This is a genomic window from Xenorhabdus mauleonii (assembly GCF_900113945.1).
Classification (GTDB): Bacteria; Pseudomonadota; Gammaproteobacteria; order Enterobacterales; family Enterobacteriaceae; genus Xenorhabdus; species Xenorhabdus mauleonii.
Window position 1 is genome coordinate 52,991 of the sequence record NZ_FORG01000016.1, and the last position, 15,300, is coordinate 68,290.

11 protein-coding genes and 3 pseudogenes are annotated in these 15,300 nt (G+C 42.6%); 8 read left to right on the forward strand and 6 right to left on the reverse strand.

The window, feature by feature from the left end; translation table 11 throughout:
- The first annotated feature begins 544 nt into the window (after positions 1 to 544).
- Positions 545 to 3,802, forward strand: coding sequence for a ribonuclease E (gene rne, locus BM100_RS14910; protein WP_092512321.1), 3,258 nt, complete (start codon positions 545 to 547; stop codon positions 3,800 to 3,802).
- Positions 3,803 to 3,972: 170 nt separating this feature from the next.
- Complete coding sequence (locus tag BM100_RS14915) at positions 3,973 to 4,599, forward strand: SDR family oxidoreductase (protein WP_092512324.1); 627 nt, start codon at positions 3,973 to 3,975, stop codon at positions 4,597 to 4,599.
- An 82-nt stretch (positions 4,600 to 4,681) separates the two neighbouring features.
- Here the strand turns inward: BM100_RS14915 and tmaR are convergent, their stop codons facing one another.
- Together tmaR and BM100_RS14925 are read right to left on the reverse strand one after the other, a co-directional pair.
- Entirely contained in the window at positions 4,682 to 5,002 is a 321-nt protein-coding gene (gene tmaR, locus BM100_RS14920) for a PTS system regulator TmaR (protein ID WP_010846704.1), read from the reverse strand.
- Positions 5,003 to 5,095: 93 nt separating this feature from the next.
- The gene (locus BM100_RS14925; protein ID WP_211284479.1) at positions 5,096 to 5,503 is read right to left on the reverse strand and encodes a GNAT family N-acetyltransferase; all 408 of its coding nucleotides are present in this window, start codon (positions 5,501 to 5,503) and stop codon (positions 5,096 to 5,098) included.
- Positions 5,504 to 6,263: 760 nt separating this feature from the next.
- Here BM100_RS14925 and BM100_RS23625 point away from each other — a divergent pair.
- Positions 6,264 to 7,322 (forward strand): phage tail fiber protein, encoded by a 1,059-nt coding sequence (locus BM100_RS23625; protein ID WP_244590536.1) that lies wholly within the window; start codon positions 6,264 to 6,266, stop codon positions 7,320 to 7,322.
- Between the two features lie 40 nt (positions 7,323 to 7,362).
- Positions 7,363 to 7,725, forward strand: a complete 363-nt coding sequence (locus BM100_RS14935) for a LecA/PA-IL family lectin (RefSeq protein WP_092512328.1) — start codon at positions 7,363 to 7,365, stop codon at positions 7,723 to 7,725.
- A gap of 39 nt (positions 7,726 to 7,764) precedes the next feature.
- On the opposite strand, the gene BM100_RS23105 is transcribed toward BM100_RS14935, so the two are convergent.
- Positions 7,765 to 7,926 (reverse strand): hypothetical protein, encoded by a 162-nt coding sequence (locus BM100_RS23105; protein ID WP_169924644.1) that lies wholly within the window; start codon positions 7,924 to 7,926, stop codon positions 7,765 to 7,767.
- Positions 7,927 to 8,039: 113 nt separating this feature from the next.
- Here BM100_RS23105 and BM100_RS14940 point away from each other — a divergent pair.
- Positions 8,040 to 8,376: pseudogene (locus BM100_RS14940) on the forward strand (transposase); the annotation flags it as partial.
- Positions 8,377 to 8,443: 67 nt separating this feature from the next.
- A pseudogene (locus BM100_RS14945) lies at positions 8,444 to 9,429 on the forward strand (transposase).
- Positions 9,430 to 9,444: 15 nt separating this feature from the next.
- On the opposite strand, the pseudogene BM100_RS14950 reads toward BM100_RS14945, so the two are convergent.
- Positions 9,445 to 9,642, reverse strand: a pseudogene (locus tag BM100_RS14950) (Arm DNA-binding domain-containing protein); the annotation flags it as partial.
- A gap of 177 nt (positions 9,643 to 9,819) precedes the next feature.
- Here BM100_RS14950 and sbcB point away from each other — a divergent pair.
- Positions 9,820 to 11,250 carry an exodeoxyribonuclease I gene (gene sbcB, locus BM100_RS14955; RefSeq protein ID WP_092512332.1) on the forward strand — a complete coding sequence of 477 codons (1,431 nt, stop codon included), beginning with the start codon at positions 9,820 to 9,822 and terminating at the stop codon, positions 11,248 to 11,250.
- Positions 11,251 to 11,333: 83 nt separating this feature from the next.
- Here the strand turns inward: sbcB and dld are convergent, their stop codons facing one another.
- Entirely contained in the window at positions 11,334 to 13,079 is a 1,746-nt protein-coding gene (gene dld / locus BM100_RS14960) for a D-lactate dehydrogenase (RefSeq protein ID WP_092512334.1), read from the reverse strand.
- Positions 13,080 to 13,326: 247 nt separating this feature from the next.
- Positions 13,327 to 14,703, reverse strand: a complete 1,377-nt coding sequence (locus BM100_RS14965) for an APC family permease (RefSeq protein ID WP_092512336.1) — start codon at positions 14,701 to 14,703, stop codon at positions 13,327 to 13,329.
- A 132-nt stretch (positions 14,704 to 14,835) separates the two neighbouring features.
- Between BM100_RS14965 and BM100_RS23110 the strand changes: the two genes are divergently transcribed.
- Entirely contained in the window at positions 14,836 to 14,997 is a 162-nt protein-coding gene (locus BM100_RS23110) for a hypothetical protein (RefSeq protein WP_175494966.1), read from the forward strand.
- The last annotated feature ends 303 nt before the right edge of the window (positions 14,998 to 15,300 follow it).

Genomic DNA, 15,300 nt, shown 5'->3' on the forward strand with positions numbered 1-15,300 from the left:
TCCAACAAACAGAGCGCCACTCAATTTTTTTAATGTGACTAAATAACATCCATGTTTTTCTACTTCATTGGTATGAATGACTTTATTTAAAGGCCAAAGATTAACAACTTATCACTATTTCCTGATAAAAAAACCCCAAAGCGATAAAGTCACCTTGCTATCACCCCAAAAGCAATGGAATAATGCTTTCTGGCCACAGTTCACTAAACTATGAATGGCAAGATTGAAATTGTTTGTTATCTGTTTGATCGAACAAAAGCGCAGCAATGGCGTAAGACGTAATGTTCAATCAAACAATTTATGGGCTGCGAGTTGCAGCTTACTGGATTGGGTAAAATCTGTACTGGCTTAATTACAGTATTCCCCAATAAATAGAGTGCTGTATTTGAATGAAATCCAGACTCGCCGGCAAATAGGCGCCTCTATACAAACGATAGCCGTGAGGCTGACGGTTTTGTAAAAGACACGAGGCCATCGGTAACCAGTAGCTCATCTTTTTTACTCGCAGCTCTATACCAATGTAAAAAATAATGAGTAAGTTAGAATGAAAAGAATGCTAATCAACGCAACCCAACAGGAAGAGTTGCGTGTCGCCCTTGTTGATGGGCAACGTCTTTATGATTTGGATATTGAAAGCCCTGGGCACGAGCAGAAAAAGGCCAATATATATAAAGGTAAAATTACACGAATTGAACCTAGCCTGGAAGCTGCTTTTGTTGATTATGGTGCAGAACGACACGGTTTCTTGCCCATAAAAGAAATTGCTCGCGAGTATTTCCCAAGTAATTATCATCCGCACGGCCGCCCCAACATTAAGGATATCCTTAAAGAAGGTCAGGAAGTTATCGTTCAGGTTGATAAAGAAGAACGTGGAAATAAAGGTGCAGCTTTAACCACTTTTATTAGCCTGGCTGGTAGCTATCTGGTTCTGATGCCCAATAATCCAAGGGCTGGCGGTATTTCTCGCCGTATTGAAGGCGATGATCGCATTGAGCTGAAAGAAGCACTCTCTTCGCTTGAAGTTCCTGAAGGAATGGGGCTGATTGTACGTACCGCTGGTGTAGGCAAATCCGCAGAAGCTTTACAGGGAGATTTAAATTTCCGTTTAAGACACTGGGAAGCTATCAAAAAAGCCGCAGATAACCATCCTGCCCCGTTTCTGATCCATCAGGAAAGTAATGTTATCGTACGTGCCTTCCGTGATTATCTGCGCCCTGACATCGGGGAAATCTTGATAGATAATCCGAAAATCCTTGATTTGGCCCGCCAGCATATCACTGCGCTGGGGCGTCCGGATTTTGCCAGTAAAATTAAGTTATACAGTGGTGAAGTTCCCCTGTTCAGCCATTATCAAATAGAATCACAGATAGAATCAGCTTTCCAGCGCGAAGTTCGCTTGCCTTCAGGCGGTTCAGTGGTTATTGATACGACTGAGGCCTTAACTGCCATTGATATTAACTCATCACGTTCAACCCGTGGTGGCGATATCGAAGAAACTGCCTTTAACACCAATTTAGAAGCCGCAGATGAAATTGCACGTCAATTGCGTTTGCGTGACCTCGGTGGCTTGATTGTCATTGACTTTATTGACATGACACCAGTGCGCCACCAGCGCGAAGTTGAAAACCGGCTGCGTGATGCAGTACGCCAAGATCGTGCCCGTATTCAAATTGGCCGTATTTCTCGCTTCGGCTTGTTGGAGATGTCCCGCCAGCGTTTAAGCCCTTCGTTGGGAGAATCCAGCCATCACGTTTGCCCTCGCTGTAGCGGCACGGGAACTATTCGCGATAACGAATCACTTTCTTTGTCTATTCTGCGCTTAATCGAAGAAGAAGCACTGAAAGAAAATACACATCAGGTTCATGCGATTGTTCCCGTACAAATTGCCTCTTACTTGCTGAATGAAAAACGTAGGGCTGTCAGCGCGATTGAACATCGCCAGGGCGGTGTCGGCGTTGTCATTGTGCCAAACGACCAAATGCAAACACCGCATTTCTCTGTTTTGCGTGTGCGTAAAGGCGAAGAAATTTCTGCATTGAGTTACCTGCTTCCACAATTGCATGATGCAGAAACGACAAATGTTCAGGATGAAAGCCAGAATGAACGTAAACGTCCAGAACAACCAGCCATTTCGACATTTGACCTTCCAGCGGATGCACCTGCTGCGGCAACAGCAAAAACCAGAGATAAAAAAGCAGCAGCCAATAACCAGAAGCAAGCTGCTACTCCGGGTTTGTTCAGCCGTTTCTTCACTGCCCTGAAAAAAATATTCAGTGCTGAAGAAGAGAAACAACCTCAGGCAAATAACAAAAAATCTTCTGGCAATGACAACCGCCGCTCATCAGACCGTCGCAATTCACGCCGTCAAAACCAACGACGTGATCGCAACGAAAATGAAAATCGCAATAACCGCGAGCGCGATGAACAGCGTAAGGGCCGCAATGTACAGCAGAAAAATAATGCTAATGCACAAGAAAACACTGCAATAGACAATGAAGCACGCGAAGCTCAGCAGCAGCAACGTCGTGAGCAACGTGCAGAACGTCAGCGCCGTCGTCAGGAAGAAAAACGTCAGCAACAACTGGAAGCCAAAGCTGAGCAAGTAGCAAGCAAGCCGGAACTGAATGAGGAAGAAGCAGAAGAGCGCCAGCCTGTCATGCCTCGTCGCCAGCGCCGTCAGCTTGAGCAAAAAATACGCATAACCGATGAGGTGAAAAAAGAAGCAGTTACCGCTGCTTTGCCAGTCATCTTGTCAGAAACGGTATCAACCAATGTCGAAGAAGAGAAAAAAGCTTCTGTACCGGCCATTATTGATACTCATGCTGAAGCAGCAAACCAACCTGCAATATCACAGGACACAGTTGCTCAGAACGATGCGCCTCAAAATGCGGCTTCACAAAATAACGAGCAGCAAGATAACACCATGCCACGTCGTTCCCGCCGTTCACCACGTCATCTGCGTGTCAGCGGTCAGCGTCGTCGCCGTTATCGTGATGAACGCAACTTAACTCAATCTCCAGTGCCGTTAGAAATGGCTGTGGTTTCACCAGAACTGGCATCAGGTAAAGTCTGGGTTCGTTATCCTGTTACCCCTGTGACAAATAGCGAAGCTGAAATTCCAACAGCTGTTGAAACCTTTGATGAGGCAACTCAGGCACAGCAAGAAAATGTTATTCTGATGCCAGCAATAACAGAGCCTGCAGCAAGCCCAATGGAAACTCATGCGGCAGCAGCAGAGCAACAAGAGAGCGTTGTTCATCATGAAGCTACTGTAACTCATGAGGAAACCAAATCAACTGAAGTATCTTCTTCCGCCGTGGCATCCGAAGAGCCAGAAGTGGTGGCACCAGCCAGCAGCCATGATGAAACACATCCGGCCGAGGTTGCATTGGACGATAAAGCTCCGCAAGTTAGCGTTCTCCATAATGAAGTGCTGCATAACGAGGTGCCGCATGATTCTGAAGAAACAGCTCACAAATCAGCGCCAATCATCGTGTCGCCTTTAGTTGAACAGGAACATCATGAAGAACAACCAACTGTCGCAGCGGAAACACGCTCTCAGGCAGAGGAAGTTAAAACGGAAGAGACAAAAGTTATTGAGTCTTCGATTATCGTGGAAAAATATCATCACGCTTATTCCCCAATGACAAGAGCACCCGCTCCAGATTTGCTGGAAAAACCCGTCGTGATTACCGAATTGCAGCGCCCTACTTCCCCATTCAAAGGAAAAGGCGGAGCAGGTGGTCACTCTGCGACAAATGTTGCTACTTCTGGCATGGTTAAACCCCAATTTTTCAAATAATCGAAAATTGTAATTTCTTATAAGAACAAATGGCTCCTGTTATCAGGAGTCATTTTTTTTATCCCATTTCCACAAAAAACAACCAATCTCATTCCTTTCAATGAGTTATTCCAATAAACTTAAATAATTATCATTTGAAGTTTATTAATTTTATGGAGAGTATCCTGCCTATGAAACCTTGGTTAATTTTTGGCGCTGGGAAAGGTATTGGAAGACATTTAGCGGCTATCGGACTCAAACAAAACCGCCCTGTTACGGCCTTGATTCGTAATGAGCAACAAGCTGCCGAGCTGAGTGCAGTGGGTGTTAATGTGATATTCGGCGATGCCTGCGACCACGAGAGTATAGAAACAGCAATTGCAAATGCGGGGGAAAACCCGGTTGTCTTCTCAACCATTGGAGGAGGGAATTCAGATCATCATGGCAATATCGCCATCATTGATGCATTGGAAAAATCCCAGATTTCACGCATGTTATTAGTGACCTCCATCGGGTGTGGAGAAAGCTGGAAAACATTATCGCAGCGAGCCAAATCACTATTCGGGCAATCAGTCAGACACAAATCACTGGCGGAAAGTTACTTACAAACCAGTACACTGAATTTTACCATTATTCGTCCTGGCGGCCTGACCGATCAGCCAGGTACCGGAAACTGCCAACGCTATCAAGATGAAATTCATGGCATGGTAAGCCGCATAGATGTCGCTGAACAATTAGCGCAAATGGCAGATGATGAACAAACTTATTATCAGATTTATGCCTTAGTCGATCCTGAACTTAAACCACATTGGAACTGATATTTCCATCGCCAAAAAAAATGATAACCACGCACAATGGCGTGGTTTAATTTTATCAATCTAACTATTGGCAACCGAAAGCTTATTTAACCCCACCATCCATCGCTTTCAATTTTTTAGATAATTCACGGCGCTCTTTAGATAACTCCGCATTCTTGATGATATATTCATCGACACGTTCTTCATAATCACTGCGCATATGAGCAATAATTCCCTGAATATCATCAATCGACATACCAGGTTTAATGTAATCACTCAAATTATCGAGCAGTAATACGCGCTTTTGGTTATCGCGGATCTTTTTCTCATTATCTACAATTTCACGTTGCAATTTGTTTTTACGACGGAATATACGCACAAACTCCAGTACATTATGAAATGTTGGTTTATTTGTGTTGTCCATTTTTTACACCTTTTTAATCTGACTGATAATTTCTTATGCTAACCCCACAATACAATTTCAAGCAACGTATAGACAAGTTAGTTTCGATAATTTTTAAGACTTAGGTGTTAAACGCCGGTACATCCCCTGCGCATCTGGGCTTGTCAATTGATAACCGAGTTTTGCATAAAATTCAGGTTCATCCGCAATCAAAGAAACATAAGAGCCTGATAAGGCTTGTGCCTCCAACCAGGTATCAATTCGAGCCATAATTGTTTTACCAAGCCCTTGCCCTTGATAATCTGGATCAACAGCAATATCCACTATTTGAAAAAAACATGCGCCATCACCAATCACACGACCCATTCCAATCAGTTTTCCTTGAGTACGTAAGTAAACGGCAAACAGTGAGTTAGGTAATCCTTTCTGTGCAGCTTCTATAGATTTTACTGATAACCCAGCTCGCTCACGCAATGTGACATACTCTTTCGGTGTCGGAAGTGTGTCTGTAATTTCTATCATCAGTATCATCCTGTTTTAGGGAAAGATTCACGAGATTCAAATATGGTGTTTACCCCACAATAATACACTGGCATTAAATAGCCCAAAAGTCACTCTTCCAACTTTTACGGAATCAGTTCATTTTTTCCATATCACAAACATTCAGATCTGTTCATTCAGATTAGCCAGAATATGGTTTACCATGTATAACTCGCAATTTAGTGTTACTGAGAATCATCGTTTTTAGTACGCGCAGTTTTTAGTATGCACTGTTTTAGGTACACATTTTCGATATGATTTAATTGGCGATGACGGAGAACACACAACATTGAACACCAGTAAAGAACAACAAAGTTTCTACTTTCACGATTATGAATTTTGACATCCAATCCATTGTAATATAACTATTTTAATTTTATTAAATTTTTAATGTACTCGATTTTGTACTCAACCATCAAAGAGCGGCATCACTCTTTACCTACCTCCCCTTCAAATGTCATACCAACCTAGGGAAATTAATAAGCATTACGGATTAGGAAGCCTTGCCCTTTACCTTCAACTTTCATCAGTCATCTGACAAATTCTATTAATTTCCCGCCTGTCATTTTATGTCATCCTGCCATCAAAAATATGCTACTCACAGAATCACCTTCCAACTGTAATTAGTCAAAATTCATTCTCCAGTATTGATGAACCGATTTTATTGATGTTCACTGGCGGAGAAGTCCCCCGCCTCATGTTATTTAGCAATGTGTATTGTTGATTAAATGAGGGAATAAATATGAGCAATCGAGACAGTAGCAATTCCGTTGAAGTCCCAACAATGGACGAAGTCAGAAAGGCCATTAAAGACGCAATTGCAGAACACGCCGCAAGTCGTAATCATCCAGATGCAACGCTAAAAGATAAGGGATTAGTGTCTCTAAGTAATGATGTTAATAGCAATAGTGAAACAGCCGCATCAACCCCAAGAGCAGTAAAAACAACATATGATTTAGCTAGTGCAGCCAATCAGAATGCTAACAATGCAAACAAGGATGCCAATAACGCCAATGACAATGCTAATACTCGCTTAGCAAAAGGCCTGAACGGGGTTGATATTCCAGATAAATCGGCGTTTGTGCGGAATATTGGGCTGGGGAATACGCTGAAAGTTGGAGAGTATGGAGTCGGGGCAGATCCAATTTCTTCTCCACAAGCAGGTATTGATGGCAATGCTAACAATTTAGTGAGGTCGGGGTGGTATGGAGCAGGAGGATATAACACCCTTAACTACTGGTATAATTATGCGCCTATTATGGTCATGACAAGAAGCGGAGGTGATGGTACTGGGTCAGTCGCGCAACTTCAGATTAGTGAAAAAGGAATGGGAACTCGTTATCGAGTAAGTAATCAGTGGAGTAAATGGGTATCATTTTATCATACGGGCAACACAACCAAAGACAATAATGGCGTCCTCAGAGTATCCACCTCCATTATCCAAATTTTCCCCGATGGCAACTTTACCACCAACGTCGAATCTGAAGGTGCTATTGTTGAACGTCTATCAAAAGGGACTTATCTCATCAAAGGTGTTCAGGGATTCAGTAATGATGGGCAGATAGGCGGTATTGAAATTCCTCGATGCCAGAATGACCTTCCACTAATCTGGGTTAATCACGACGTTCTGCCTGATGGTTCTATCAAATTAATGACCTACCATCGTGAACATTCAGATGCTCCTGCATTCGCCAGAAATAGACGAGAAGGCTACACGAGCGGGGATTTGATTGATATTCCCGAGGGTAGATTCATTTCGGTTCGTGTGCAAATGCCTGACACCCAAAAATCACAATCTTAATTCCTCTATCAATTTCAAAATATCATTTGGAGGTAATACTATGTACGATTGGTCTGGAAATGTTCCTGCAAATGCTGAACAAGGTCAACCCACTGGGCTTATCCTTGAAAAAGGAGACGTGATCTCTGTTATTGCCTCTGGCTGGGTTAGGTATACCCTTGACAATACAAATCCCTGGTCTGCTCCTCAAGGAGTTCCGCCTCTTCCTCCAGGAGGGGGTTTAATTGCAAAAATTGGTGACAGCACCTATGAAATTGGCAATGGTGTACTCCACAGAACAGTCCCTACAAATGGTGAATTAACTCTTTTATTTTCAGATAGCCAATATAGCGATAATTCTGGAGATTTTTATGTCAACGTTAAAATAGAATCACGCTATGATCCTCTTCAAGAAATAAAATAAATAACCTTAATACATAACCCGCAACTTTTTGCGGGTTAATCATTTCTCTATTTTCACCTGCTCAGTTACTTCATCATCAGCAACCGCATCTGCTGATTGTTTCTGCCCCCTATTCCACACCAAATCCGCCGGCATCTGCACACGGACATCAAAGCGACAGCCTTCGGGAATATCACAGGGTTTACCGTCGTAAAAGGGCACGAAGCCCTATTTTTATTTCGGCGGTTCCGGCCAGGCGATATTGTAGTGGTTTAATAAATTTGGCCACCTGAACAGAGATGATATGCTCACCTCAGAGCAACACAGGTGCCTTGATGAAAAAACGAAATTTCAGTGCAGAATTCAAAATTGAATCCGCTCAGTTGGTTGTGGATCAAAACTATACTGTTGCGGATGCTGCGAACGTTATGAATGTCGGGCTTTCCACTATGACCTGGTGGGTAAAGCAGCTGCGGGATGAACGGGCAGGCAAAACACCGAAAGCATCCCTCATCACCCCGGAGCAAATTGAGATACGTGAGCTAAAGAAGAAACTTCAACGTATTGAAATGGAAACGAAATATTAAAAAAGTCTACCGCGCTCTTGATGTCAGACCCCCTGAACCGTTCTCGATAACCGGGAAACTCAGAGCGCATTATCCTGTGGCCACATGTCCTCTTCCCCTAAAATGAGACAACGATAATTAGATTTTCTGCCCTAATATTTGCAGAGGTCAACATGAAAAAAGCACGATTGGCTGAAACTCAGGTAGTGAATATTTTAAAGCTCGCCGATTCGGGTATGAAAGTGGACGATGTCTGCCGCCAAAATGGGATCAGTAATGCCACTTACTACAATTGGAAGTCAAAGTAGGGTGGTATGTAAGCCAATGATATTAAAAGATTAAAATAACTTGAGGAAGAAAATACCAAGCTTAAAAAGCTATTTGCGGAAGTCAGCCTTGAAAATCATGCCATGAAGGAACTTTTCGCAAAAAAGGGTTGGTAGTGGCCGAGAAAAAATCCTGCGCACAATCGTTGGTTCAGGCGGGTTTGTCGGTCATAAAAGCGTGTCAGTTAACGTCCCTGACGCGTGCAACCTTCTATCGTAACGGGATGGATTAGCGTAAAAAAGATAATGTCGTCATTGATGCTATACACGCTGTTTTAGCTAAATCACCTCAAGCAAGCTTCTGGAATTGTTACTATCGGCTCAGGTTTCAAGGCTATCCCTTTAACCCTAAACGCAGGTTCAAAAAAGCCCTGGCTCAACGTGAAAAAAGGCCATTAATAGTAACAAGCCAACCTAATATTCACTGGGCGTTGGATTTTATGCATGACGCATTATATTGCGGTAAGCGATTCAGAACATTAAATATTATTGATGAGGGAACACGAGAATGTCTTGCCAGTGAAGTGGACACTTCACTGCCGGCAGAAAGAGTCATTCGAGTCCTTGAACGTTTAAAAACAGAACGAGGCTTGCCTCAACAAATTAGGGTTGATAATGGCCCTGAATTAATATCCGCAAAACTATTAAATTATTGTGATAGTCACAATATTGAGTTATGCCATATTCAGCCCGGCAAGCCACAACACAAAGAAATGGCGTGGTTTTGGCTGTAGGGTTACAACCAGAATCGATCCCATGAAATTTTAAATCACCTCCCGCCAGAAATATGTCGAAAACAGTTAGAAAATTCCAGTCAGGTATGTCTCAGTTAATGAGGAGTGGGCACTAGCATCTCGTAATGATATAGCTGGGTATCTGCCTATGCTGACCCTGTGCTGTTTACCATCCAATCTATATCGACACTGAAACGTAATCACTCCTTTGGGTGACACTCGCACACTAAGCCCGTCGATATCTGTTATTTCAGATTTACCTTGATATGGTTTACCATGTATGGAACGTAATTTAGTGTCACTAAGAGCCATATTATTCTGTACTCGCGATAATTATTAATTTGTACTCATTATGTACTTAAATATCGCATGGACAAAACCGGACAGTAAAGAACACAAACAAACCAATAGAGCAAGATTCAATCAAAAATAACTGATGAATAATTTAAAATCAAAAAGATAACTGTTGATAACTTACGGAAAAAAACTTTGTCTACCGATAACAAACAACCATCCTTCTACTTTCACGATTATGAGACGTTTGGCAAACATCCTGCCTTAGATCGCCCTGCCCAATTTGCGGGAATTCGCACCGACAGTGATTTCAATATCATTGAAGAGCCTTTGGTGGTGTATTGTGCTCCTGCTGACGATTACCTTCCCGACCCTGAAGCGGTGATGATTACGGGAATTACACCGCAGTTGGCATTGAAAAAAGGGGTCAATGAAGCTGAATTTGCTCGTCTGATTCACGAAGCATTCAGCAAGCCCAACACATGTATTCTTGGATACAACAATATTCGTTTTGATGACGAAGTTAGCCGCAATATTTTTTATCGTAACTTTTACGATCCTTACGCCTATAGTTGGCAAAAAGGTAATTCACGTTGGGATTTACTTGATGTATTACGTGCTTGCTATGCCTTGCGTCCAGAAGGTATTGTCTGGCCGGAAAATGATGATGGGCTGCCCAGTTTCAAACTGGAACATCTGACAAAAGCCAACGGTGTTGAACATAGTCAAGCCCACGATGCAATGTCCGATGTTTACGCTACCATCGCCATGGCAAAACTGGTGAAAAAAGCCCAGCCCCGCTTATTTGATTACTTTTTCCAATTGAGAAATAAGCAAAAAATCAGCAATCAAATTGACATTCCGCAAATGAAACCTTTGGTTCATGTATCGGGAATGTTTGGGACTTTGCGCAGCAATATTAGCCTTATTGCACCTCTGGCATGGCATCCGACAAATCGCAATGCCGTTATCATGTGTGATTTGGCAGGTGATATTACGCCACTACTGGAACTCAGTGCAGATAAGCTACGTGAACGTTTATATACCCGACGCGATGAGTTGCAACCAGATCAAAGCCCAGTTCCTATCAAGTTAGTGCATATCAATAAATGCCCAATTATCGCGCCAGAGAATACGTTACGGTCAGAAGATGCAGAACGAGTCGGATTAGACCGCAATCAATGTGAGCAAAATTTGGCTATTTTGCGTAATCATCCACAAATCCGGGAAAAGGTTGTTGAATTGTTTTCGCACCCAGAAGAGTTCCCCGAATCTGATAATGTAGATGCTAAACTATATAGCGGATTTTTCGGCGATGCCGATAAAACTGCCATGGAAATTATTCGGGAAACTTCCCCACAAAACTTACCGGCCTTGGATTTAACCTTTCAGGATGCGCGCATTAAGGCATTGTTATTCCGCTATCGTGCCAGAAATTATCCAGCAACGTTGGATTACGATGAACAGCAACGTTGGTTGCATCATCGTCAGGATCTCTTCACACAAGAGAGCATCAGCCAATACCTTGCAACGATTGAGGCGCTTTTTGTTGAATATCAATCTGATGAAGATAAATGCCGTCAACTAAAGGCACTGGTTGATTATGCAATTCAACTGGCTGAGTAAATTTTCATAACTATTTCAATTTATTACTGAAGAAAAAAGACAAAACACAAATTTTGTCTTTTTTCTTTCATTAAGAAAGCAAATCAATCATGCTGGTGTTCAGTATGTTGGCAATCATGCCCCTTCCCCCAATTTTTCAGTTTGGAGGTTTTGCCAATTCCCGGATTCAACGCATTTGTCGGATCCGTCATTTGATAGAATTGCTTAAGCTGAGGTTTAGCGTGATATATGTGCCCAACATTATGCTCAGCAGGATATTCTGCTCCACGTTGATTTAATATTTCCAGCATTTCGGCTTTCAGTGCCTTAATATCTGTACCTTTTTTAACAATATAGTCCTGATGGAATACGTGACACATAAAATGTCCATAATAGAGGCTATGTACCAGTTTTTCATTGATTGCTGGAGGCAAGGATTCAAACCATTCATGATCATTACGCCGCAAAGCTATATCCAATGCCAAAATATCTTCCACTTCCTTATCATGGACTGCTTGATAACGAATTGCAGCCCCAGCAGCTGCAAAGCGATGCAAAAATGCCTTTGCTCCCTCTTCGGGCGTACAGGCAAAATATTCACCCTCAGCCTGTTTAAAATAGCTTTCCAGCCACTTTAGTGCCTCTTTAATCCCATCACCGGACATTTTTAACATCAAGTGATGTTCGAAACGGTTTCGATATTCTTTCAAGCGAGGTGGCAAATGAGAAGGCAATAAACGACTCAGCCCCTGCATAACACGATCAGTCAGATGCGAAGGCAAAAATGGGACTTTGCCAAACATGGCATCCATCCGCCCTTTCAGACTGAAAAATTTTGGCATTTTATCTGTGCCTAATTTGTCAATCATGACGAAAGTGTCTTTTCCATATACTTCGGCGATATCAAAAATATCCCGATGCATATATTCTCCAGCAACGGGCAAATGTTGGAAATTTGAGAGAATATGGCGGCGCAATTCCGTCAATTCCTGTGGCTGGTTAGTACCGATATAGAAAACCTGCGAAGAGGACTCAGCCGGAAAAGTATCAAGACGAACAGCAAAAATCACTAACTTACCCGCACAGCCAGACGCCTCGAATAGCCTGCGTTCATCAGCATTGAACCGTGATGGTGTATCAGCATCAACGTCTCGGATACGTTGTGAGTATTCATGATCGGAAGCTACCCTGTCACTGGATTGAATATCTTCAGTACGATAGCGTTGTGTCTCTAGGTGTGTCAGAATCTCTTCTGGTGTATCGCCCAACGCAATGCCTAAGTGATTTATGAGTTCAGCCTGACCTTTTTCATTAACGCGACCATACAGTGCCAATTCAGTATACGCAGGGCCACGCTGCACCAATGACCCTCCTGAATTATTGCAAATCCCGCCAATAACAGACGCACCAATGCAGGACGAACCAATAACCGAGTGGGGTTCACGGCCTAGCGGTTTCAACTCTTTTTCTAAATGCCACAGGGTGCTGCCGGGGAAAGCAATAACTTGATTGGTCGATGGAAGGATCTGTATCTTATCCATCCGGAGTGTACTGATAATGATAATATCGCGATCATAGTTATCACCATCCGGTGTTGAACCACCGGTTAACCCCGTATTGGCGGCCTGCATTAAAATAATTTTATCAGCGTCGATACAAGCCTTGAAAACTTTCCATAACTCTAATAATGAACCCGGAAATACAACCGCAAGTGCATTTCCTTGCCCAGAACGAAAACCTTTACGATAACGTTCTGTTTTCTGAGGTTCAGTGAGAATATGGGAAGATCCGACGATATGCGTAAGAGTGGCGATTATCTGCTGATTTTGAGCATTGTTGACATCATTCATAATGATCCTCTTACCTTATGGCACCAATCAAACAGGCTTTTCATGAAATGAGATGTGGTTACTTAATCACTTATTATATCCCGTTTCTTTTCGTTTACTGGTTTCTTGTTCACGTTTAGGCTTAAGGTCTACAAGATATAATGTGATACCTTCAAATACTGCATTTAATTTAGACAAAATGAAAACAGCACCCGAAGGTGCTGTTTCAAATACAAGGGGTTGCTTTCTATTCGTGATTTATTGACTCTTATGATTCACTGAATTGCGGCATCGGTTGACGGAAGCTTCGCGTCAGGAAGAACATATACAGTAAACCAATTCCCCCCCAAATCAGACCCAACTCCATAGAGTGTGCATCCAGATTCATCCACAAAACGCCTACTGTCGCAGCGCCAAGCAAAGGAAGAATCAAGAAATTCAACGTATCTTTCAGGGTGTTGTTGCGGCGCTCACGAATATAAAATTGTGAAATAACCGACAGGTTTACGAAAGTAAAGGCCACCAGCGCACCAAAATTAATCAATGCAGTTGCAGTCACCAAATTCAACCAACCGGCAGATAGCGCAACAATACCAACCAAGATGACGTTAATTGCCGGAGTACGCCATTTCGGATGAACATAGGCAAATACTTTCTCAGGCAATACCCCATCCCGACCCATTACATAAAGTAAACGGGAAACACCTGCATGGGCAGCCATACCAGATGCCATCACAGTCACGCAGGAGAACACTAAAATAATAGCCTGGAAGAATGCTCCGGCAACAAACAACATAATTTCTGGTTGAGATTCATCCGGGTTTTTAAACCGAGAGATATCTGGGAAATAGAGTTGTAAGAAATAAGACACAGCAATGAAGATGGCGCCACCAATTAATGCCGTCATGAAAATCGCTTTTGGGATTACCTTTTCTGCATTTGGTGTCTCTTCAGACAACGAACTGATACCATCAAACCCGAGGAAAGAGAAACAAAGTATCGTCGCCCCGGTTATCATTGGGATCAATTTAGCTTCTTCTGACGTAAATGGCCGCAAGCTGAACAGTGTTCCCGCACCTTCACCATGATGTACGCCATACATTAATAAACCGACAAAGACCACCATAACAGCAATTTGCACAACCACGATCAGGCCGTTGAGGTTTGCCACAACATTAATGCCACTCAGGTTGAACACTGTCATCAAGACCGCCAAGCTAACCACGAAGACCCAAGGGTCGATTCCTGGAAAAATCGCTTGGAGATAAATTTTTGCCAGCAGGATATTGATCATTGGCATGAGCAAATAATCCAGCAAAGATGACCAACCTACCATAAACCCAAGGTGGGGATTTATTGATTTTTGTACGTATGTGTAGGCTGAACCTGCTGACGGAAAACGTTTTACTAATTTCCCATAGCTTAGAGCTGTAAATAAAATTGCGATTAATGCGATAGCATAAGATGTCGCAACATGCCCACCAGTCAGACCAGAAACGATGCCGAATGTGTCAAAAATAGTCATTGGCTGCATATATGCAAGCCCCATCATAACTACCTGAAACAGGGTCAACGTTCTTCTTAATTGAACGCGATTATTAGTACGAGTCTGAGTGGTGTCGAAAGCGATTGAATTATGCGACATGAGCGAAACCCCCCATAACTTCGATCTGGGTACTAATACAACTACTTAATCGATAGTTACTGGGTAGACTTCGCATCTGTCTATAGACAGAAAAGAAAGAAGAATTAGAAGAGGATGAACTAGCAAGGAGGCATGCCCCATAGTCATCGTTGCAGCAACGAGCGCCAATTGGCACAAGTGCAAAAGAGAATAATTGCTCCATTTTTTATTCCTCAGTACAGCAACCCGCTTTCAGTTATGGTTGCTTATGGTCAGTATCGATCCGGAACAGGCTCCGGCCTCTTTGTGTGGTAAAAAATAACTCGATTGCAAAAAAAATAACTGGTGCATATTTACACACCAGTTATTTTTTAGTGCACGCATTTTGCACTTCAAGTTCTGAAATAGCAAGCGCTAGGCACTAAAAAATTTATTATTTTTTACGGCACTACAGAGCCTTACAGAATAAGCTCTTACTGAGTGTGTGCTTGGGTTCATCGCCATCATTTCCATTGCTGGCCTTTGATAAACTTTTAGCACAGAGGGGAACTATTTGCCATTTAATTGTGTGCATTTTTATAGCAAATTTATCGCAAAAAAGTCATTCTATCACCACAA